The sequence below is a fragment of the Yersinia sp. FDAARGOS_228 genome (assembly GCF_002073315.2).
GTDB classification, from domain to species: domain Bacteria; phylum Pseudomonadota; class Gammaproteobacteria; order Enterobacterales; family Enterobacteriaceae; genus Yersinia; species Yersinia intermedia.
In genome coordinates this window covers 3,026,031-3,049,243 of sequence record NZ_CP020409.2, presented here as the reverse complement: position 1 = coordinate 3,049,243, position 23,213 = coordinate 3,026,031, and the positions used below count along the sequence as shown (strand labels likewise).

The window sequence follows — 23,213 nt, the reverse complement described above, 5'->3', positions numbered from 1 at the left end:
AATAATGAATCGTACTAAACTTGTACTGGGCGCGGTAATTCTGGCTTCAACTATGCTGGCTGGTTGTTCAAGCAATGCTAAAATCGACCAACTGTCTTCTGACGTTCAGACTCTGAACGCTAAAGTTGACCAACTGAGCAACGACGTGAACGCAATCCGTTCTGACGTTCAAGCAGCTAAAGACGATGCAGCACGTGCTAACCAACGTCTGGACAACCAAGCTCACGCTTACAAGAAGTAATATTACTTCCTGAAAATGAAAAATGGCGCACATTGTGCGCCATTTTTTTTACCCCGCCAAAATGCATTCCTGACGTTACCCTCCTTGATAGCTACCTTCCTTTGCTACTCACTCACTCTGTCATCTTGCGGTTGAGGCTACAGGCTTTGCCACGACGGATACATTGCCATGGCAAAGGTGTATCTAATACTTAATTAGCGGCAGAGTAGACCGGACCTGGCTGAACCAGCTTAGGTGCGGCTTCGTTAGCCGGTTGCTGCCCTTCAGTCTGTGGTTGCGCCTGTTGCTCGCCCTGAGGCGCTACAGCGGCCGGAGCCTCCACAGGTGCTGTCTCACCTACCGTTACGATGACAGGCATGCCAGCGCGGCGTACAATCGCATCCTGGACCACTTGTGCATCAGTCTGGCTGTCGCTCATAAATTTCTGTAGGCCGCTGCTGATCGCAATTGGCATCGTTTGCGGGTCATCACTGTCCACGCGGGACAACGGCTGATGAACCTCAACATAACGTTTACCATCAGGTTCTACGGAATATTTAACCGGTTCGTTGACTATCTGTACGCGAGTACCTTTAGGTACTGAGCTGAACAGTGCCTTGATATCATCAGGACGTAAACGGATACACCCGGAGCTAACACGCATGCCGATACCAAAGTTGGCATTAGTACCGTGGATCAAATACTCACCGCCACCGGCTGACAAGCGCATAGCAAACAGGCCCATTGGGTTTTCCGGCCCGGCTGGAACGACTGATGGCAAGGTAACGCCTTGTGCCAGGTAGTGCTTGCGGATGTTTGCAGTCGGTGTCCAAGTTGGATTCGGGATCTTCTGACTAACAGATGTCGTCATAGTCGGGGTATTACGCCCTAACTGGCCGATACCGATAGGATACACGATGACTTTGCTCTGGCCTTTAGGGTAGTAATAAAGACGCAGCTCAGCCAGGTTGATGACGATGCCTTCACGTGGGGTATCAGGCAGCAGCATCTGGGTTGGGATGGTTAACACTGAACCCGGTAATGGCAGATACGGGTCAGCACCTGGGTTGGCTTCAAGCATCCCCAGCAAGCCGATTTTATAATCAGCAGCAATAGCCTCAAGCGGACGGCCATCATTTGGAACGGTATAGGTAGTATTTTCACCAATCAGACGGCTATTGGCTGGCGGTAGAGGATACTCGGTCGCATTGGCAGCGGTAATACTTCCCGCCATACAAGTTGCGAATAACATACCAATCAAGGTTAATGCACGTTTCATGCTTAGTTCCTACATCACTTCTTCAAATTCGGTTTACACGGCTATACCCAATAGATTCCAAGTTGCAGGAAGGCGGCAAACAAATGAATCCCGCGAGCTTACGCAAGTAAGTGATTCGGGGGAATGAGAGCAGCCAACACACCAGCAGTTTGAAAGATGACGGGTATATCTACGTTAATTCTAGCAGCCAATTATAAGGCCACCATATAGTAACAGCCCTTATTATAAAGGCAATTTATATCTCTAAAAATCAAGGTGTTACAAAGTAATTTATTATGCTTTATCCGGCATGGCAGCCGATTTAACCTGCTGAAATTTCACCATTTTAAGACTGTGACCCATGACTCAAAAATGGTCAACTTCTGAGGAATAAAGCACAAAATGTTGGCGTGAGTTAACCGTTTTTTAAAGTTGCCGCTTTAGTACGAATAGCGCGGATCATCGCTTCCAGACCTTGTGAACGCGAAGGGGTCAGGTGCTGACTGAGGGCTAAATCGGCAAAAAATGGCCGAACATCCAACTCAATGATCTGCTGTGGAGCTAAACCGTGATAAAGGATAAACACCACCGCGACCAAACCTTTAACGATAGCCGCATCACTGTCACCAGCAAAAACCACTTGCCCTTCATCTGAGGCTGTCATGGCAATCCACACCTGGCTTTGGCAACCGGAAATCAGATTCTCCGGCTGGCGTTGTTGCTCTGTCAGTGGGGCTAGCTGCCCCCCTAACTCGATCACATACAGATATTTTTCTTCCCAATTCAGACAACGGGAAAAGTTACGAATCAATTTGTCTTTATCTGGCAAACCAGCCATAGCATGCTTCCTGATACCTTTTATACTTGATGTCGTGGGCGGTTAGCCGCGCCTACTTACCCGCAAAATCACGTGATTACGCATGGGATTAAGGAGCCTCACCTTTGAGGCTCACCTTGTGGCTAGCATAAATACCGTTCAAATCGATCCCGACCGATTGGTCATTCGCTTGCTGCAACATCAATGACATTGGTAATCGTTGAATTTTAGATACAGCGCTTATTAATAACACTCAACCCAGTAATGTTTCAATGCGCTGTAGCCCTGCCACCAAGCGATCTACTTCCTCATGGGTATTATAAAGTGCCAATGAGGCACGACACATACTAGGAACGTGGTAGAACGACATCAATGGCATAGCACAGTGATGGCCGGTACGAATAGCGATACCGTATTGATCGAGGAAACTGCCAACATCATACGCGTGGTGCTCCCCTAAATTAAACGCAATAACCCCGGCACGGGCTTGCGGGCCATAAAGTGTCAGGCTGTTTACCTGACCCAGTTGCTCCAAGGCATACCGCATCAGCGACTGCTCATAGTGCTGGATCTGCGCAAACCCAAGATCAGTAACATAACGGATTGCCGCACCCAGCCCCATAATGCCTGCGGTGTTCGGCGAACCGGCCTCGAAACGCCACGGCGCATCGGCAAAAGTGGTGCCTTGCGTTAGGCTCACGGTTTTGATCATCGAACCGCCCCCTTCCCATGGCGGCATTTGCTGCAACAGTTGACTCTTGCCGTATAAGATACCAATGCCCGATGGCCCGTAAAGCTTATGGCCGGAGAAGGCATAAAAATCACAATCCAATGCCTGCACATCTATCGATTGATGCATGATAGCCTGCGCACCATCCACCAGCACCACCAACCCAGCCGCTTTAGCCTGAGCAACAATCTGCTGTATGGGATTCACGGTCCCCAAGACATTGGAAACCTGAGTAATCGCCAGCAACCGGGTGGTGTCATCAATCAAACCCGCCAATGCAGCCAGTTCAAGCTCCCCTGTTGCCGTCAGCGGCCAGATACGAATCTCAACACCCAAGTCAGTTGCTAACATCTGCCACGGCACAATATTGGCGTGATGCTCCATCTCGGTGATGATGATGCTGTCACCGGCGCTCAGGAAATGACGGCCATAACTGTTAGCCACCAGATTGATGGCCTCGGTGGTCCCTTTAACGAAAACAATCTCTTCGGCAGAAGCTGCATTGATAAAATCAGCAACCTGACTGCGCACCGCTTCCATCTGTTGGGTCGCTTCGCTACTTAGGGTATGAATCCCACGATGAACTGCGGCATAACCCTCACGATAAAAATTAAGCTCCCTGTCGATGACCACTTGTGGCTTTTGTGCGCTGGCGGCACTGTCCAGATAGGCCAGCGGCTGGCCGTTAACCTGGCGGCTCAGCAATGGAAAGTCAGCTCTGACCTGTTCGATAGGGAAACTCATAGCGATTCTCCGGCCAAACGTTCAGCAATCCGCGCCAGCACCACTTTGCGAATGGCGTCGCTGTGAATGGCTTCAGTTAATTCGGCAGCAAAGGCAAAAATAATCATCTGTTGCGCATCAGCCTGATTAATCCCGCGCGATTGCAGATAAAAAAGCTGTTCCGCATCAATGCGACCGACCGTCGCGCCATGGCTGCACTTCACATCATCGGCATAAATTTCCAACTGCGGTTTGGTATCAACCTCCGCCAATTTACTCAATAACAAGTTATTGTTGGTCATCTGTCCGTCAGTTTTCAACGCATGTTTAGCCACTTTAATCATGCCGTTAAAGATAGCTTTGCCGCGCTCACGCACGATGGTTTTATGTAACTGGCGGCTTTCGCAATAGCCTTTGTTGTGCTCCAGATAACTGCGAGTGTCACAGATTTCGCGCCCTATCGGTAACAGCAAGCTGTTAATGGACAACGTAGCACCTTCGCCATTCAATTGGGCGCTGGTATTATGACGAGTCAGCCCCGCGCCCAGCAGGAAGCTATAACTACGCGCCCGCGAATCACGGCTTAACAGCAGGTCATTGTGGGCAAAGTGGTAGCTCTGAGGGGCTTCAAATGCCAGTTTACAGTGATGCAGTTCAGCATTATCACCTACTGCAATGGTGAGCCGTGCGCCAGTAAAGTGAGGCTGTTGATTCAGACTGACGAAATGTTCGATCACTTCAGCCTGTGCATTAGCTTCAATCACCAGATGGTGGCGGTAGTGACTGGTATTCACAACGTCAGAATCATTGCCTGAGCTGATATGCAGCAGATAAAGCGGCTTCTCACTGTGTTTCCCCACCGGTAATCGGATATGCAGACTTTCCTGCGCCAGGCTTTCCGTCAGATGCAAAAACACCTCAGACTGGATCGCCGGAGGAAACTGCGTATTCCCACTCAGATTGGTCAGTTGGTAAGGGCCACACTCAATATCACTGAGTTCAGGTGCATATCGGCCATCAATAAAAACTAAACGATGAGCATCTTGCACCAACGACAGTTCATCGCGTTGGCTAGCCGTTACCTGCGCAGGGCTGGCGAAACTGAAACGATGGGCCAGCAAACGCTCCAGCGGCGTGTATTTCCAGTCTTCATGTTTAAAGCTCGGGAAACCCAACTGCAACACCTGTTGCCAGTGCGCACTGGCCTGTGTTGAATGACCACTCTGGCGCAGATTAAACAGTTGACCGAAGTGCTTGAGAGCATCAGCACGTTGTTTCTGTTGCAGATGCTGCTGTTCCAGCATTTTACTGTTGGTCGGTAAGCCAGCCATAGCCTTGCTCCTCCAACTGTTTCACCAAGGTGAAATCACCTGACTTAATGATCCGCCCCTGATACAGCACATGCACAAAGTCGGGTTTTACATAATCAAGGATACGCTGATAGTGAGTCACAATAATGAATGCACGGTTTTCATTGCGCAGCGAGTTAACCCCGTTAGCAACAATTTTTAGCGCATCAATATCCAGCCCAGAGTCAGTTTCATCCAGAATACATAAAGAGGGTTCCAGTGCCGCCATTTGCAGAATATCGTTACGTTTCTTTTCGCCGCCAGAAAAACCCACATTTACCGAACGGGTCAATAAGTCAGCAGGCATTTTCAGTAACTCAATCTTTTCTTCAATAAAATCAGCAAAATCAAAACGATCTAATGGCTCCTGCTGGCGATATTTACGCACCGCATTGACCGCAGTTTGCAAGAAGAAATGGTTACTGACTCCGGGGATTTCCACGGGGTACTGAAATGCCAAAAATATACCTTCACCCGCGCGATTTTCTGGGTCTAACGCCAGCAGGTCTTTCCCCTTGAAGGTCACACTGCCCTCAGTCACTTCATACTCTTCACGCCCTGCCAATGCCGCGGATAATGTACTTTTCCCTGAGCCGTTTGGCCCCATAATGGCGTGTACTTCACCGGGTTTGATCTCCAGATCCAAACCTTTGAGGATCTCATTACCTTCAACACTGACTTTTAAATTCTTAATGCTTAACATAGGGTTCCTTGGTGCGCCAGAGCGCAAAACTCTGCGAATGCGTGTTTCAACTCACACTTAACCGACACTGTGTTCCAGGCTAATAGCCAACAGTTTTTGTGCTTCGACGGCAAACTCCAGTGGCAACTCGGAGAACACATCTTTACAGAATCCGTTGACAATCATTGAGATGGCATCGTCTTCACTGATGCCACGCTGCAAGCAATAGAACAGTTGGTCATCGCCAATTTTTGATGTTGTCGCTTCGTGTTCCAATTGGGCTGAGTTATTGCGCACCTCTACATACGGGAAGGTATGCGCGCCGGAGTCCGGCCCAATCAACATCGAATCACATTGCGTGAAGTTACGCGCGTTATCCGCACCGGGCAGAATCTTCACCAGACCACGGTAGGTGTTCTGGCTGTGTCCGGCAGAGATCCCTTTGGCAATAATTGTTGATTTGGTATTTTTGCCAATATGAATCATCTTGGTGCCGGTATCGGCTTGCTGGTGGCCGTTGGTTAGCGCCACCGAAAAGAACTCACCGATTGAGTTATCGCCCTGCAAAATCACACTCGGGTATTTCCAGGTAATGGCGGAGCCAGTCTCAGATTGGGTCCACGACATTTTTGAACCCGCCCCTTCACACAAAGCACGTTTGGTCACAAAGTTAAGGATCCCGCCGGTGCTATCGGCACCTGCAAACCAGTTCTGCACCGTTGAATATTTCACTTCCGCATTTTTGTGCAAAATGACTTCAACGACCGCAGCGTGTAACTGGTAGCTGTCTCGCACTGGCGCTGAGCACCCTTCGATATAACTGACATAGCTGTCTTCGTCAGCAATCAAGATAGTGCGCTCAAACTGCCCTGTTTTAGCCGCATTAATCCGAAAATAAGTAGATAACTCCATCGGGCAGCGCACGCCTTTAGGCACATAAACAAAAGTGCCATCAGAAGCCACTGCCGCATTTAGCGCGGCAAAAAAGTTATCTTTGGCCGGCACCACCGATCCCAGATATTTCCGCACCAGATCTGGATATTCCTGAATAGCTTCGCTAAATGAGCAGAAAATAATCCCTTGTTCGGCGAGTTTCCCACGGTAGGTGGTTGCAACAGAAACTGAGTCGAAAATAGCGTCTACCGCCACCTCAGCCCCCTCGCGCACCGGAACCCCTAGCTGGGCAAACGCAGACTCCACCTCTGCGGTGAGGTACTCATTCATCGCCTGTTCAGACAAATCACGTGGTGCTGCACTGTCTGCCGATGATTGCTGCACTGCTCCTGGTTGCGAATCACAACTGTCGTCACAACTGCCACAGGATGGCGCGGAGTAATAACTGTAATCCTGATAATCCAGACTTTTATAATTGGCTTTCAGCCAATGTGGCTCTTCCATTTCGAGCCAACTGCGATAAGCACCAAGACGAAACTCCAGCATCCATTCAGGTTCATTTCGTTTCGCTGAAATAGCGCGAATGACGTCTTCGTTGAGACCTTTGGCTAACTGATCAGTCGCAAGCTGGGTAAAAAAACCCTCTTTGTAACGATTCTCACTGACCCAAGCTTGCACATCATCTGGAACCTCTACATTGCTTCGTGTCATTTCGTTTACATCGCTCAAACGCCAAAACTCTCGCCACACCCGCAGGAATGCTGAGCTTTAGGATTATTAAATTTAAAAATCTGGTTTAGCCCTTCGCGGACATAATCCACCTCGGTGCCATCGATAAACGGCATCGCTTTTAATGGTACGTAGAGTTTGGCACTACCTTGTTCGAAAACCAGAGCGTCGCTGGCTGGCTCTTTAGCCATATCCATCACATAAGCAAACCCGGCACAACCGGACTGTTTCACCCCAAGCTGCAACCCTTTAATTTGCGGATCTTGCTGCATGAGCCGTGTAATTTGCGCGGCCGCGCTATCTGTTATCGTAACGCCTTGCCAGACATTCTCGTCGAGTGAAAATGTCCCGACTGATTCCTGTTGCATATGCCCTACCTTCTATTTCGCAATCACCCATTGGGTTGATCGTTTTCAGGTTAACAATTTGCTGGCTGATTATTGAAGAACCAACACAGATTATTCACAATGGTAGTGATAATAATTATCACTTCAACCGTTTGTTTTGCAGGGATATTAAGAAAAGTGCCGTTTGAACCTCGAATGAGGCGGCAACGAATAAGCATGCTGCGATGGCCTGAAGAGGTCTGAGGGAAAATGTGCACTTTTATCGCCATGAAATAAATGAATAAATTCCCCGACGATGCTCGAATCCCTTGCTATCTCAGAGGCTAATCGCAGTCAGTCTCTGAGTATTTAAAACATTCATAAAAAATACCTATTTCTCTGTTAACTTTAGCTGAAAACCCTCACAGGGGAAACCTATCATAGAGATTCGCCACATTTATTGGCTAAATGAAACAGTCTAAAGGGGATGGGGGATCACTGTGAGCGATTGAAGCCACTCAGGATCATTAAATGACCCTAAGTAGACTAATCACGAATCTTTAGCGGGAGTTATCGGGACAATACGGCGACGGTTAAACGTGAGGTACAACACAGATTATTTTCTTCATCAAAAATCTCAATCTGCCAAACTTGATGGCTGCGGCCAATATGAATGGCCCGACAGCAACCCCGCACTTTCCCGGAACGTACAGCTTTCAGGTGGTTAGCATTGACCTCCAACCCTACCACCTGTTGCCCTTCGGTGGTGCACAGATACCCAGCCATCGAACCGAGCGACTCCGCCAGCACCACAGAAGCCCCACCATGAAGCAAACCGAAAGGTTGCGTTGTCCGATGGTCTACCGGCATCGTGGCTTCTATTTCATCATCCGAGAGCCGGGTAAGCTCAATGCCCAAATGCCCGACCATGCAGTCTTGGCATTGCTGATTTAACTGTTCCAGCGTTGCGGTACGTTTCCAAAGCATCTTGTTCCCTTCCGTTCTTGAAATTGCAGCGGTGTTAGCGGCACTGGTTATTCGGCCCATCCTTGGGCTTTAGGCCGCTATAAGTAGCATGAGGTTAATAGCATAGTTAGGCAGCCAGGTTAAACCAGCTCAAGCAAAGCTTGTAACGGATGTCTCAGTCCACCGCCTTCAATACGCTTAACCTGACTACGACAAGAGTAACCTGTGGCTAAACAACGTTTACTCGGTAACTTTTGTAACGCCTGCTGCCAGGATAACGCATAGATACCCAGAGAGTTATCGACGTTCTTCGCTTCATGACCATAAGTGCCGGCCATGCCACAACACCCGACACTGACGTTTTCCAGTTTGGCGCCATAACGGGAGAATATCGCTGCCCAGTGCTGGCTGCTGGCAGGTAGCGCGGTAGTTTCGGTACAATGCCCAAACAGATACCAGGATTCGCCACTCATCTGCTGCTCTGGCTGTTCAGCCAGTGCCACCTGTAGCCATTCGTGCACCAATTGCACCGTAAAATCACCACGAGCATCACCAAGGATCTCTTTATATTCATCGCGATAGCAAAGCACTAATGCTGGATCAACCCCAACCATCGGCATCCCCAGTAACGAAATACGGTTAAGAAAATCGGCCGTCTTACGGGCTGTTTTAGCAAAACGTTGCAGGAAACCTTTAATGTGTTGCGCCTTGCCATTAGGTGAGAATGGCAACAGCACTGGATTGAAGCCCAGTTTTTCGACCAAGCGAACAAAATCGGCCACAACCTGAGCATCGTAATAGCTGGTAAAGGGATCCTGTACGATCAACACATGTTGACGGCGTTCTGATTCAGGCAATTTCTCCAACTGTTCCAAGGTCATCGTGCTGGCATAATGACCCGATAACGCCTGCTTCAACGTAGGGCTGGAAAGCATCGGTAAATCCACCATCCCAATACTTTTCCGGCTTAGCTCCCTGACCCACGGCTGTTTGAGGAAGAAGTTAAACACTTTCGGTGTTTTAGCCATTAACGGCGCATAACTCTCTACCCCAGCCACCACATAGTCACGCAGTGGGCGATGATAACGGGTGTGATACAACTGTAGGAAGCGGGAACGGAAGCCCGGTACATCAATTTTTATCGGGCATTGCGTAGAGCAAGCTTTACATGCCAGGCAACCTGACATCGCCTCTTTGACTTCATGTGAGAAATCGTAATCCCCCTGGCGAGCAGCCCAGGTATTACGGGTCTTCTCAATCAAGCCACGCAGACTGGGGCGCTTGGTCGCCAGCCCTTTTTCCAACGCAACAGGGTCAACCCCTTGCTCGGATAACAGCCGTAACCATTCGCGTACCAGCGTTGCCCGACCTTTGGGTGAATGAATGCGATCACCGGTAATCTTCATTGATGGGCACATCGGACTACGTGCATCAAAATTAAAGCACAAGCCATTACCATTACATTCCATCGCACCACGAAATGACGTTCTGACCTCCAGCGGAATACGCCGGTCCAGGGTGCCGCGTTTATCGGCTGTATCCACTTTCATCATTGGTGCATCACTGCCCAACGGTGAGCATATTTTCCCCGGATTTAAGCGATTATCCGGGTCGAAAACTGATTTAATGCGCCGTAACTCGTGGTAAAGCACCTCACCAAAGAAGTCAGGGCTATATTCTGCCCGGAAGCCCTTACCGTGCTCGCCCCATAGCAAGCCGCCATAGCGCGCCGTCAGTTGCACCACTTGGTCAGATATCTGTTTCATCAGCATTTCTTGCTGTGGATCGCACATATCCAGCGCCGGGCGCACATGTAATACCCCGGCATCTACATGACCAAACATGCCGTAGCTCAGATTATGGCTATCAAGCAGTTGGCGGAACTCGACAATATAATCAGCCAAATGTTGTGGTGGCACGCAGGTATCTTCGGCAAAAGGAATCGGTTTAGCTTGGCCTTTACTGTTACCTAACAAACCAACCGCTTTTTTGCGCATACCGTAGATACGCTCGATACCGGCTAATTCACTGCAAATCTGATAACCAATAACGCCGCCTTGCTGAGCAGACATCAAGTCATCCAAGCGCTGGCAAAGTGCTTCCATTTGGCTATCGATCAACGCCTTATCATCACCGGCAAACTCAACGATATTCAACCCCAACATCTCTTTATCAGGGATATCAGTAATCAGTTCTTTAACCGAGTGCCAGACAATATCTTCTTTGGCCAAATTGAGAACTTTGGAGTCCACGGTTTCCACTGACAGCGCTTTGGCTTCCACCATAAACGGGGCATTACGCAGGGCGGAGTCAAACGAGTCATACTTTACATTCACCAAACGGCGAACTTTAGGCAGCGGCGTTATATCCAATGTGGCTTCAGTGATAAATGCCAACGTGCCCTCTGCACCGGTTAAAATTCGGGTCAGGTCAAAGGTTTGCAGGTCATCGCTAAACACATGGCGCAAGTCATATCCCGTCAGGAAACGGTTTAACTTAGGGAATTTTTCCACAATCAGCGCGCGCTGTTCACGGCAGTGATGCAACACAGTATGGTAAATACGGCCGGTTACAGAGTCTTCCTGCGCAATCGTTTCCGCCAGTGCCGTCGGCATGGCGCGGGTATCGAGCAGGGTTCCGTCCAGCAATATGGCACGTAACCCCAACACATGGTCGGACGTTTTGCCATACACTAGCGACCCCTGCCCAGAGGCATCGGTATTGATCATGCCACCCAATGTGGCGCGGTTACTGGTCGATAACTCTGGCGCAAAAAAGTAGCCGAATGGCCGCAAATATTGGTTGAGTTGGTCTTTAATGACCCCCGCTTCAACCCGCACCCAACCCTGTTCGGGATTAATCTCCAAAATACGGTTCATGTAGCGCGACATATCCACCACAATGCCGCTGTTAAGAGCCTGACCATTGGTACCGGTTCCGCCGCCGCGTGGCGTAAAGACCAGAGAGTTAAAATTCTCCAGACCAGCCAGACGGCCAATCAAGGCAACATCCGCAGTCGAACGCGGAAAAACCACGGCGTCGGGTAGCAGTTGGTAGATACTGTTGTCCGTCGCCATAGTCAGGCGATCGGCATAACCAGTGGCGGTATCGCCGGTGAATCCGTTTTGCTTCAAAGCATCCAAAAAATCCAGCACCAACTGAATGACACCCGGTGCCTGAGAAATCTGTGGGATCATTAGTGTGACCCTATCTAATAGGTATGTTTGGGGTTCCGCCAAGAGATTATCTGCTAGCAATCACCTTTGTCGAATAATTTATGCCAATTCAGAATGATGAGAAAGTGATGCGTATCTGCCGAGGATAAATGCGGCAATAAATCATTAAGTATCAAAATTATATATTGTACAAATAATAGCCGCATCAGCCCGAAAGAACATTGTTTCAGCGCTTTGGTTGCAGTTGGCGTTTTATTGTGTCCAAGCTAATGCTTTTTTTTTAATAAATCACAGCAGTAAAATCCGGTGTTGTCTGTTAAAACATTAAGAAATACACCATGATTACTACAGATACTTGATTAGTCCGAAAGCTAATGAGTGCCGAGAAAACAGTGCGATGGCCACCTTGCCATGACTTTCGATGTGAGAACCCACTGATGAATTACCCACAACAGCGCCGTTTCGATTTACCTAAACTGATGTTTGGGGTGATATTCATTATGATAATGATTATCGCCAGTTTTTGGGTGGTACAACCTTTTATTATGGGTTTTGCCTGGGCTGGCATGGTCGTTATTGCAACCTGGCCCTTGCTGATTAGGTTGCAAAAGCTCCTTTGGGGTAAGCGCTGGCTGGCCGTTATTGTCATGACTCTGTTGTTGATATTGCTGTTTGTCATTCCGATAGCATTGCTGGTCAGCAGCTTAGTGGAAAACAGCGGCCCGCTTATCCAGTGGGCATCCAGCCCGTCTAATTTGCGCATGCCAGATGTAACCTGGTTGCAATCGATTCCGATGGTGGGGAACAAACTCTACAGTAGTTGGCATACTTTGGTTGCTGGTGGTGGCAATGCGATGATCGCCAAAGTTCAACCCTACATTGGTGCGGCGGCGACCTGGCTGGTAGCTCAAGCCGCCCACGTCGGTTACTTTTTGATTCATCTGGCGCTAATGGTGCTATTCAGTGTTTTACTCTATTTCCATGGTGAGCAAGTCGGCTTAGGTATCCGCCATTTCGCGGTGCGCGCTGCCGACAAACGTGGCGATGGCGTCGTGGTGCTGGCCGCTAAAGCTATCCGTGCCGTTGCGTTAGGCGTAGTGGTTACCGCGCTGGTACAGGCCGTGCTGGGGGGTATTGGTCTGGCGATTGCCGGCATTCAATACGCCACACTGTTTACTGTCTTAATGTTTATCTGCTGCGTAGCTCAGCTTGGGCCACTGTTGATACTGGTCCCGGCGATTATCTGGTTGTATTGGACGGGGGATACCACCTGGGGCACCGCACTGCTGATTTGGAGCTGTATCGTTGGCACCATGGACAACGTTTTGCGCCCCTACCTTATCCGAATGGAAGCTGATATGCCGATGATTCTCATCCTGTCCGGGGTGATTGGTGGCTTGTTGTCATTCGGCATGATTGGCTTGTTTATTGGGCCGGTGGTGTTAGCTATTTCCTATCGTTTGACCTCAGCTTGGGTCAACGAAGCACCGGAACCTGAAGAGAGTATTCAAGAAGTTGCCAAACATTTAGAAGAGCTTTAAGCCTGAATGGGGTTTGGTGGTTATGCTGCCGAACCCCTATTATTTAGCGATATTCGCTATTAACAATAAAGAACAACCCTGTTTAATTCCTCTATCGCTATTCTCAACCTGTATTTCATTAGTTATTAAATAGAATGATTATTAATAACAGAATGAAATCAATTCCATAAAATCATTAATTTAATCTATTATAATCAGAGGATTCTTAATGACTAAGCCACGGAATTTACTTAATATTATTATTAGAAAGTGCTTTCTCCAAGGCATTTAAATAACTCATTTTCAAGTGAGTTATTTAAATATCTGTAATCGAAATACGTATTGCTGTGTGTAGTCTTTGCCTGTCATCTAAGACGGGCTTTTTTTTTACTCATTATTGCAAAAAAATCCGCAACCTACGCTGCGGATAATTAAATGTTCCTTTATCGGTATAACCCGATGCCGATCAATGCTTGGTATGTTGCGCCAAACTGACCCAGGTTTGTACCACGGTGTCCGGGTTAAGGGACAAACTGTCGATCCCCTGCTCCATCAGCCATAATGCAAAATCCTCATGGTCTGACGGGCCCTGACCACAAATACCCACATACTTGCCTTGGCGTTTTGCGGCCGTAATGGCCATCGATAGCAGCGCCTTAACGGCTTCATTGCGCTCATCGAACAGTTCAGAAACCACACCGGAGTCGCGATCCAGTCCCAATGTTAACTGAGTCATATCATTGGAACCGATAGAGAAACCATCAAAATGCTCAAGGAATTGATCCGCCAGCAACGCATTGGAGGGGATTTCGCACATCATAATAAGTTTCAGGCCATTCTCACCGCGTTTCAGCCCTTGCCTTGCCAGTTCAGCCACCACCGCCTCTGCCTGAGCCACCGTGCGCACGAAAGGCACCATAACCTCAACGTTAGTCAGCCCCATCACATTACGCACCCGCTTAACCGCCTCACACTCCAGTGCGAAACAATCACGGAAGCTGTCTGCGACATAACGACCCGCGCCACGGAAGCCTAACATCGGGTTCTCTTCATGGGGTTCATAAGCCTCTCCGCCAACCAGATTAGCGTACTCGTTGGATTTAAAATCAGACAAACGCACAATCACACGTTTTGGCCAGAAAGCCGCCCCTAAGGTAGAAATCCCTTCGGTCAAACGGCCGACGTAAAACTCAACCGGATCGTCATAACCCTTCATCAGCGCTTTGATTTCCGCCTGTATTGCCGGCTCCTGGCTATCGAACTCCAGCAATGCTTTAGGATGCACGCCAATCATGCGGTTGATGATAAATTCCAAGCGCGCCAAGCCAACGCCTTCATTCGGTAAGCGAGCAAAATCGAAGGCTCGGTCTGGATTGCCAACATTCATCATTATTTTTAACGGCAAATCTGGCAATTCAGTAACCTGTGAACTCTGAATTGAGAAATCGAGCAATTCTTGATAGACATAGCCCGTATCCCCTTCAGCGCAGGAGACCGTTACATTCTGCCCTTCTTTCAGAATATCGGTGGCATTACCGCAACCCACAACTGCCGGGATCCCCAGCTCACGAGCGATGATTGCCGCATGGCAGGTGCGCCCGCCACGGTTAGTCACAATCGCCGACGCTTTTTTCATGATCGGTTCCCAATCAGGGTCAGTCATGTCGGTTACCAGTACATCACCCGCCTGAATGCGATCCATCTCGCTAATATCATTAATGACTTTAACCGGCCCCGCACCAATACGATGACCAATGGCGCGCCCCTCCACCAACACCTCACTTTGGGCATTTAGCAGATAACGTTCCATGACTTGCTGATTGGAACGCACCGTTTCCGGGCGAGCTTGCACGATGAACAGCTTACCGGTATGACCATCTTTGGCCCACTCAATGTCCATCGGGCGACCATAATGTTTTTCGATTGATAATGCCTGATGCGCCAGCGCTTGCACTTCGTCATCACTAAGAGCGAAACGATTGCGTTGCTCTTCTGGCACATCTTCAATCTGCACCTGTTTGCCATGTTCCTGGCTTTCAGCATAGATCATGCGAATTTTCTTCGACCCCATGGTGCGGCGCACAATCGCGGGTTTGCCATTACGCAATGTTGGTTTATGGACATAAAACTCATCCGGGTTCACCGCCCCTTGCACCACCATCTCTCCTAAACCATAGGCTGCGGTGATAAATACCACCTGATCGAAACCTGACTCGGTATCAATGGTAAACATCACGCCCGCAGACGCGAGATCAGAACGCACCATCCGTTGTACACCGGCAGACAGCGCCACGCCACGGTGGTCATACCCCTGGTGTACACGATAGGAAATAGCGCGATCATTGAACAGTGAGGCAAAGACATGTTTGATGGCAACCATCACCGCATCAATCCCCTGCACATTCAGGAAGGTTTCCTGCTGACCGGCAAAGGAGGCATCTGGCATATCTTCAGCGGTGGCCGATGAACGCACGGCAAAAGAAGCCTCTGGCTCACCTTCCGCTAATTGTTCGTAGGCTTCATGAATAGCCTGTTCAAACTCCGGATGGAACGGCGTCTCAACCACCCATTGACGAATCTGCGCACCCGCTTTGGCTAATGCCGCAATATCATCAACGTTGGTCTGATCCAACAACTGATAAATGCGTTGGTTAACACCGCTTTGCTCCAGAAATTCGTTAAATGCTTGAGCGGTGGTAGCAAAACCATTAGGTACCGAAACACCCAGATCTGAAAGGTTAGTTATCATTTCACCCAGGGAGGCATTTTTGCCGCCAACCCGCTCAACATCATTCATGCCAAGCTGGTTGTACCAAAGCACATTGCACAGATTTAGGCCATTGTTGGACATCGAAACAATCCTTTTTTACATTGTCTATTAGTTATGGACGGTCATTAGGGTACAGATGGACGTGTACGGCTGACGAATCAGCCATTTCAGACTAGCACAATGATCCATAGCCCATGGACAGGTGAATCGATCAACCCAACAAGAAAAGTTATTTTCAGGCGATTCTGACAGCAAACGCTTTACCGATAAGCCGAATCAGGCACACTGATTGCGTTAAACTTGTCATAAGACGCTTATTTAGCAGTACAACGAATCCGGCCGCAAAATACTCAGGAGTCAGCGTGGAAAGAAGTGTGTTTTATATTTCGGATGGTACCGCCATCACCGCAGAAGTGCTCGGTCATGCGGTTCTGTCACAGTTCCCAGTTAAAGCCACCACCTTTACGTTGCCATTTGTCGAAAGTGCAGCGCGCGCGCAAGAGGTTTGCCAGAAGATTAATCAGATATATCAAGAAACTGGCGTTAGACCGCTGGTTTTCTATTCAATAATCAGCGCCGAAGTACGTGAACTCATTCAGCACAGCGAGGGATTTTGTCAGGATATTGTGCAAGCACTGGTCGCCCCTCTACAGAGTGAACTGGGGGTCGACCCCCAACCGGTGCTCAACCGAACTCACGGTCTCACTGCCAGCAATTTGGGTAAATACGATGCGCGAATCGCGGCTATCGACTATGCCCTGGCCCATGATGACGGTATTTCGCTACGTAATCTGGACCAAGCACAGGTGATTCTATTGGGGGTTTCCCGTTGTGGTAAAACCCCAACCAGCCTCTATTTAGCCATGCAGTTTGGTATTCGTGCTGCAAACTACCCGTTTATCGCCGATGATATGGACAATTTGCAACTTCCTGCCGCGCTGAAGCCTTTTCAGCAAAAGCTGTTTGGTTTGACGATTAACCCTGAGCGGCTGGCGGCAATCCGCGAAGAACGGCGTGAAAATAGCCGTTATGCCTCGCTACGCCAATGCCGAATGGAGGTGGGTGAAGTGGAAGCATTATTCCGCAAAAATCAGATTCGTTATCTGAACTCCACTAACTACTCCGTTGAGGAAATCTCCACCAAAATCCTGGATATTTTAGGCATGAGTCGCCGCATGTTTTGATGGAATATTTGCTTGGGATATTATTTACAGTTTATTTCATCATAAATTGTATGAATGAAGGCCATGGCGGTTGAATTCATTTAGTTTTGGTTTATTGTGATCGCCATCACTTCCCGGTATTCCTGCCGCAGAGAAGAACAGATTTAGAGAATTTCCATGCATAAAACAGATGAACTGCGGACCGCGCGCATCGATAGCTTAATCACGCCACAACAACTGGCGGAAAAGTTGCCGATATCCGAGGGGATAGCAGATAACGTGACAGCGTCACGTAAGCGAATTGAAAAAATACTCACCGGTGAAGACTCACGCCTGCTGGTGGTGGTTGGCCCTTGCTCGATTCACGATCTTGATGCCGCCATTGACTACGCCACGCGGCTGAATGTATTGCGTGAACGCTATCAGGATCGTTTGGAAATTGTCATGCGCACCTATTTCGAGAAACCGCGCACCGTAGTGGGCTGGAAAGGGCTGATTTCTGACCCTGCGTTGGATGGCTCATGTCAGGTCAATCTTGGGATCGAGATGGCGCGCAAACTGTTACTGGCAGTTAATGAGTTAGGTCTACCTACTGCCACCGAATTCCTTGATATGGTGACGGGCCAGTACATTGCTGATCTGATCAGTTGGGGGGCTATTGGCGCACGTACCACGGAAAGCCAGATTCATCGAGAAATGGCATCGGCCCTCTCCTGCCCGGTTGGTTTCAAAAATGGCACCGACGGCAATACCCGCATTGCAATTGATGCTATCCGTGCCGCACAAGCCAGTCATATGTTTTTATCACCAGATAAAAACGGCCAGATGACTATTTACCAAACCAGTGGCAACCCGCATGGGCACATTATTATGCGTGGAGGCAAAAAACCTAATTATGGCGCATCAGATATTGCCGCTGCCTGTGACAGCCTGCGTGAGTTCGATTTACCTGAACATCTGGTGGTTGATTTCAGCCATGGTAATTGTCAGAAAATGCACCGCCGCCAATTGGAAGTTGCCGCTGATATCGGGCAGCAAATTCGTGCCGGATCTACCGCAATTGTAGGTGTGATGGCTGAAAGCTTCCTGATTGAAGGCACGCAGAAAATTGTTGCAGGCCAAGCCTTGACCTACGGGCAGTCCATCACCGATCCGTGCCTAAACTGGGCGGATACTGAGCAATTATTGAGCTTGCTGGCGGATGCGGTCAGTAGTCGGTTTTGATTAACACACAGTGATAGAATGGATTAACCGCTATAGCGAGTCTGTTCTATCACTGGATTAAATGGTCCACGCCCCCTCATTCCGCTCAAGCCCCCTTTTTACAAATCAATTCTAAACTATCTATCCAAAATATTAATTACTAAGCAAAATAAAGGAATTAACATAAAAAGTAATAGAGATTGTTATTGAAACCATTCACCCATGGAGATGATAATCATTATCACTTAAATATGTACTCTAAAGAACACTTCTTATGCACAAAGCCATCTATCCTATTCAAACAGTAAACTGCGCACCAGAGCAAAACTCTGCTGTTTTGCAATTATCCTGTATCAACAGCGGACAACTGCTTGGCCAACATGATGTAGTGATGATCAATCACCAAGGGCAGCTCTATTATTTGCGCCAAACCAAAGCAGGTAAACTGATACTGACCAAGTGATTTGGGTCGTTAGCGCCTATTTTTAAAGAATTTCTACTACGCCAGCCACCTTATATTGAATACTCAGGCAGCCAGCAACTTATTGATTATGTTTAATAACATATGGAGAGTTGCTTATGCTTCGTTTTTTTCGTTTGTCTTTATGCAGTGTGGCGATAACCGTAGCGTTATCCCCACTGGCAACAGCTCACTCAGCATCTACGAGTAAGAATCACACCCTGGTGGTTACTGGAACTCAAGCGGTGACGGACAGTTTTAGCACCCCTGGCACAGTTACCGTCATTGATGCCAGATTGCCACAAAAACAAACTGCCACCACCGCCGCAGAGATGCTGCAAAACGTACCGGGTGTGAGTGTGGGCGGTGTTGGGCGCACCAACGGGCAAAATATAAATCTCAGGGGGTATGATCAGTATGGCGTTATGGTGCTGGTCGATGGTATTCGTCAGGGCATTAATGGTGCCAATATCAATGGTACCTTCCTTGAGCCGGCCCTGATAAAGCAAATCAGCGTCATTCGTAGCCCATCAACATCTAGGTTTGGCAGTGGCGCCATGGGCGGGGTGATTGCTTACCAAACTGTTGATGCGGCCGACTTGCTGGCAGATGGCCAAAATCTTGGCTTCCGAGTTAGCGGCTATGGGGCCACGGGTTATCATAGTATCGGCTCCGGGATGTCCGTTTTTGGCCGCACAGAGCATCTTGACGGCATTATCGCGCTAAGCAAACGTAAGGTCGGCAATACTTACCACGGCAACGGTAATGAAGCACCGAATAATGAAACGATTAACAGCCTGATGTTTAAAGGCACCGCCGCTCTTTCTGGCAGCCAGTCGTTAACCACCGCCCTGCGTTATTACAATAACCAAGCGCTAGAACCGCGCATGGCTAATCTTAGTGCGCCTGACTTAAGATTTAATAAAAATCCAATGATGAATCGTTCCACCCTTCAACGTGATGCTGAATTAACCTACCGCCTGCAACCACAACACCTTGACTGGCTGGATGCCACCACCCGACTCTATCATTCCGAAATCAGTATTAGTGATAACGTCAATCGTGAGGGCTATGGCCGCCGAAAACAGATCACCCGAGGTTTAAAGCTGGAAAATAACAGCATGCTATTTACCCACAGCCCCGCAGCAAATGTATTCACTTATGGCATTGAAACCTATCATCAAGAGCAAGTTCCGAGCGGTGTTATTCGTAGTTTCCCCCCCGCTGAAATCAAATTCTCCTCCGGTTGGTTACAAGACGAAGTTACACTGCGTGATTTACCCATTACCTTACTGGTAGGCAGCCGCTTCGACAGTTATAAAAACAGCCGCAACGGTTTTGCTGATAGGGAAGCTAAAAATTGGTCAACTCAAGGAGCCGTTACCCTCAAACCCACTGATTGGCTGATGTTGTTTAGTGCCTACAGTCAGGCGTTCCGTACGCCAACGCTGACTGAGCTTTATAATGATTCAATCCATTTTTCTATGGGGCCTTTTGCCAATCGCTGGAGACCCAATCCAAATCTAAAACCCGAAAGTAACGTCACTCGCGAAGCGGGTTTTGGTTTGACATTTGATCAATTATTGTCCAATGATGATTCGGTTGAATTCAAAGCCAGCTACTTCAGTATTGATGCCAAAGACCGTATCACCAGTGAAGTCCACACCGAATTTTTTGGTAAGAATTACTCCGGCTACATCAATATCCCGCGCAGTAAAAGCTGGGGGTGGGATGCAGCGCTGGACTACCAAAATCAATGGTTTGACTGGACGCTGGCCTATAACCGTACCCGTGCTATTAATCTCGACACCCGCCAATTCATTAACAGTATCAATCCAGATACCGTCACCAGCAGGCTTAATGTCCCCATTGCGAGCAGCGGTTTTAACGCCGGTTGGGTATTAACCATGGCTGAAAACACCAAATTTATGAAAAATAATGATGCCAAAACATCGTCACGCCGCCCCTATGCGCCGCAAGCGGGCTATGCGGTTCATGACTTTTACCTAAGCTACCGTGGGCAAGGCTCCTTGAATGGCATCACCACCACCGCAGTATTGGGTAATGCATTCAATAAAGTGCATTACTCACCACAAGCAATCCCACAGGATGGACGTAATGCCAAATTACTGATCAGCTATCAATGGTGATATTTCACCCAAACTGTATATAGCGCCTGATCTGGAAAGCCACCATACTTAACGAACCATATTGAGTGGTTCCAAGGACACCTGCCGTATCCGATAACACGGGTTGCGGCACTATCTTAAAGGAATGAATAAATGGAAATGTCACTGTATCAACGTTACCTGAGCGCAAAGCAGCTCAACCCTCAATTACCCACCTGTGATTTAGCAGAAAGCCTGAATGTCAGCGAAGCAGAGTTGGCATATGCCCGTGTCGGCCATGATATGGAACGCTTAAATATCAGTGCCAGCGTATTGTTGGCAGAATTAGCGCATGTGGGGGTAACAAAGTCGGTCACTGCCAATCAATGCGCGCGACATGAGATAATCGGTGAGTATCAGAATTTGCGTTTACATGGTCACCTTGGCTTGATTCTTAACCCACGCGCCCTGGATTTAAGGCTGTTTTTCCGCCAATGGGATGCCATTTTTAGTCTGTGTGAGACAACACCGCAAGGTGAGCAACATAGTATTCAATGCTTTGATCTTCAGGGTAATCCAATCCATCAAATCTATTGCATCGGTGAGACAGATCTTAATGCCTGGCAAGCATTAGTGACTAAATATCGTGCCACGGATAACACTCCGCTGGTTCTACACCCCAGGGATCAGGAACTCAGCGGTACAGCACCTCTCAATAACGCCCTTATTGATGCTGAGTGGCGCAAAATGAATGATATCCATCAATTCTTTATGCTATTGAAACGCCACAAAATTACCCGTAAACAGGCTTTCCGTGCTGTCGGCGACGATTTGGCGTTTCAGGTTGATAACCAGTCACTGAGTCAAATACTTCGTGCGGCACAAGCTCGTCAGAACGAGATAATGCTATTTGTCGGTAACAGTGGGTGTATACAGATATTCACCGGCGTAATTGAACAATTAATAGTCGAACGGAATACACATGCCGACGGACAACTGTCGATTAATGTGCTTAATCAGCGCTTTAATCTGTATTTAAACAAAGATGCCATTGCAGAGATTTGGGTAACACGCAAACCCACCAAGGACGGTTATATCTCAAGTCTGGAACTCCTCGATAACCAGGGTAAGCATATCTTACAAGTGTTTGGTCAGCGCAATGAAGGTCAATCCGAGCAAAGTCAGTGGATTGAACAACTCGCAGAATTAACGGTTATAGAGTCAACACATGAATAAATGGTTGTTGATATTAACTGTCGTTATCGCGGTAAACTGTCAGGCGAGTCAACGGATTATCACTATCGGTAACGATGTCTCTGAAATCACCTACGCATTAGGCGTAGGTGCCTATATTGTTGCCAGAGATCGCGCCAGTGTTAGCCCTGAAGCGCTAAAAGAATTACCGGATGTGGGTTTTATGCGGCAACTCAATACTGAAGGCATTCTCGCTTTAAAACCGACACTGGTGTTAAGCACCACGCGCGCATCCGCTTCAAGCGCGCTGCGCCAAGTTGAGGCAAGCGGTATCAACGTGGTCTATATCCCAGTGGATACCACGCCAGAAGGGGTGCCCGCTAAAATACAACTGATTGCCGCCACGTTGAATCAAGCACAAAAAGGCCAGCAACTGATACAGCATTATCAGCAACAACTGGCAGAGATCATGTCTACGCCTTTGCCGGTCAAGGTCTTATTTATTATGAGTCATGCTGGGATCCCGCCACTGGCGGCCGGTACGCACACCCCTGCCGATACCTTATTTCGTCGTACTGGACTTAAGAATGCGATACATGAGTTTGCAGGCTATCGCCCGCTGTCACAGGAGGGGATTATTGCCAGTGCGCCAGATTTGCTGATTATGACCACTCATGGGGTGATATCACTGGGCGGGGTTGATAACGTCTGGCGCATTCCCGGAATTGCGCTTACCCCAGCGGGTCAGCAACGTCAGGTGTTAATACTGGATGATAGAGCATTATTGAGTTTCGGCCTTCACACGCCAGCGGTAATGAAACAATTGCGTGCTGCGGCGCAACCCGATTGATACGAAAGCGTTTTTGCACGGGTTGTAACCCTCTTTGTGCCCAGAGGAATACGATGGCAGGGAATATCCCTGCCA

General features: G+C 48.5%; 18 protein-coding genes and 1 other RNA gene. 9 read left to right on the top strand and 10 right to left on the bottom strand.

Annotated features, from left to right (window positions below; translation table 11 throughout):
• Positions 1-4: 4 nt before the first annotated feature.
• On the top strand, positions 5-241 hold the full coding sequence (locus A6J67_RS14055) for a major outer membrane lipoprotein (protein WP_005165631.1): 237 nt from the start codon (positions 5-7) through the stop codon (positions 239-241).
• 190 nt (positions 242-431) lie between these two features.
• On the opposite strand, the gene A6J67_RS14050 is transcribed toward A6J67_RS14055, so the two are convergent.
• From A6J67_RS14050 to A6J67_RS14005, 9 genes are all read right to left on the bottom strand, one after another.
• Positions 432-1,499, bottom strand: coding sequence for a L,D-transpeptidase family protein (locus tag A6J67_RS14050; protein WP_050073380.1), 1,068 nt, complete (start codon positions 1,497-1,499; stop codon positions 432-434).
• 394 nt (positions 1,500-1,893) lie between these two features.
• Complete coding sequence (gene sufE / locus A6J67_RS14045) at positions 1,894-2,316, bottom strand: cysteine desulfuration protein SufE (RefSeq protein WP_042569821.1); 423 nt, start codon at positions 2,314-2,316, stop codon at positions 1,894-1,896.
• A 232-nt stretch (positions 2,317-2,548) separates the two neighbouring features.
• A complete protein-coding gene (sufS, locus tag A6J67_RS14040) occupies positions 2,549-3,769 on the bottom strand; it encodes a cysteine desulfurase SufS (protein WP_050073381.1) in 1,221 nt (406 codons plus the stop codon).
• Entirely contained in the window at positions 3,766-5,079 is a 1,314-nt protein-coding gene (gene sufD / locus A6J67_RS14035) for a Fe-S cluster assembly protein SufD (protein ID WP_032905772.1), read from the bottom strand. Before sufD ends, sufS begins: the two co-directional genes overlap by 4 nt.
• The gene (gene sufC, locus A6J67_RS14030) at positions 5,054-5,800 is read right to left on the bottom strand and encodes a Fe-S cluster assembly ATPase SufC (protein ID WP_042569823.1); all 747 of its coding nucleotides are present in this window, start codon (positions 5,798-5,800) and stop codon (positions 5,054-5,056) included. Before sufC ends, sufD begins: the two co-directional genes overlap by 26 nt.
• Before the next feature lie 57 nt (positions 5,801-5,857).
• Complete coding sequence (gene sufB / locus A6J67_RS14025) at positions 5,858-7,384, bottom strand: Fe-S cluster assembly protein SufB (RefSeq protein ID WP_042569824.1); 1,527 nt, start codon at positions 7,382-7,384, stop codon at positions 5,858-5,860.
• A gap of 14 nt (positions 7,385-7,398) precedes the next feature.
• A complete protein-coding gene (gene sufA, locus A6J67_RS14020) occupies positions 7,399-7,770 on the bottom strand; it encodes a Fe-S cluster assembly scaffold SufA (RefSeq protein ID WP_032905776.1) in 372 nt (123 codons plus the stop codon).
• A 528-nt stretch (positions 7,771-8,298) separates the two neighbouring features.
• Positions 8,299-8,715 (bottom strand): hotdog fold thioesterase, encoded by a 417-nt coding sequence (locus A6J67_RS14010; protein ID WP_005182792.1) that lies wholly within the window; start codon positions 8,713-8,715, stop codon positions 8,299-8,301.
• Positions 8,716-8,834: 119 nt separating this feature from the next.
• Positions 8,835-11,891 carry an FAD-binding and (Fe-S)-binding domain-containing protein gene (locus A6J67_RS14005; protein WP_050296996.1) on the bottom strand — a complete coding sequence of 1,019 codons (3,057 nt, stop codon included), beginning with the start codon at positions 11,889-11,891 and terminating at the stop codon, positions 8,835-8,837.
• Positions 11,892-12,307: 416 nt separating this feature from the next.
• Between A6J67_RS14005 and ydiK the strand changes: the two genes are divergently transcribed.
• Entirely contained in the window at positions 12,308-13,411 is a 1,104-nt protein-coding gene (ydiK, locus tag A6J67_RS14000) for an AI-2E family transporter YdiK (RefSeq protein WP_005182800.1), read from the top strand.
• Positions 13,412-13,676: 265 nt separating this feature from the next.
• Positions 13,677-13,780: antisense sRNA RprA (gene rprA, locus A6J67_RS13995), an RNA gene on the top strand.
• A 76-nt stretch (positions 13,781-13,856) separates the two neighbouring features.
• Here rprA and ppsA read toward each other — a convergent pair.
• Positions 13,857-16,241: a phosphoenolpyruvate synthase gene (gene ppsA, locus A6J67_RS13990; RefSeq protein WP_032905778.1), complete on the bottom strand. Its 2,385-nt coding sequence runs from the start codon at positions 16,239-16,241 to the stop codon at positions 13,857-13,859.
• 281 nt (positions 16,242-16,522) lie between these two features.
• Here ppsA and A6J67_RS13980 point away from each other — a divergent pair, with 281 nt between their 5' ends.
• The 6 genes from A6J67_RS13980 to A6J67_RS13955 all read left to right on the top strand — a co-directional run bounded on the left by A6J67_RS13980 (position 16,523) and on the right by A6J67_RS13955 (position 23,138).
• Positions 16,523-17,344 carry a pyruvate, water dikinase regulatory protein gene (locus tag A6J67_RS13980; RefSeq protein WP_032905779.1) on the top strand — a complete coding sequence of 274 codons (822 nt, stop codon included), beginning with the start codon at positions 16,523-16,525 and terminating at the stop codon, positions 17,342-17,344.
• A 156-nt stretch (positions 17,345-17,500) separates the two neighbouring features.
• On the top strand, positions 17,501-18,547 hold the full coding sequence (locus A6J67_RS13975; protein WP_005182809.1) for a 3-deoxy-7-phosphoheptulonate synthase: 1,047 nt from the start codon (positions 17,501-17,503) through the stop codon (positions 18,545-18,547).
• A 253-nt stretch (positions 18,548-18,800) separates the two neighbouring features.
• Positions 18,801-18,989, top strand: a complete 189-nt coding sequence (hemP, locus tag A6J67_RS13970; protein WP_005182810.1) for a hemin uptake protein HemP — start codon at positions 18,801-18,803, stop codon at positions 18,987-18,989.
• Positions 18,990-19,105: 116 nt separating this feature from the next.
• Positions 19,106-21,136, top strand: coding sequence for a TonB-dependent hemoglobin/transferrin/lactoferrin family receptor (locus tag A6J67_RS13965; RefSeq protein WP_050296997.1), 2,031 nt, complete (start codon positions 19,106-19,108; stop codon positions 21,134-21,136).
• Positions 21,137-21,268: 132 nt separating this feature from the next.
• On the top strand, positions 21,269-22,330 hold the full coding sequence (locus A6J67_RS13960) for a hemin-degrading factor (RefSeq protein ID WP_050088343.1): 1,062 nt from the start codon (positions 21,269-21,271) through the stop codon (positions 22,328-22,330).
• Positions 22,323-23,138 (top strand): heme/hemin ABC transporter substrate-binding protein, encoded by an 816-nt coding sequence (locus A6J67_RS13955; RefSeq protein WP_050073387.1) that lies wholly within the window; start codon positions 22,323-22,325, stop codon positions 23,136-23,138. Before A6J67_RS13960 ends, A6J67_RS13955 begins: the two co-directional genes overlap by 8 nt.
• Positions 23,139-23,213 lie beyond the last annotated feature (75 nt).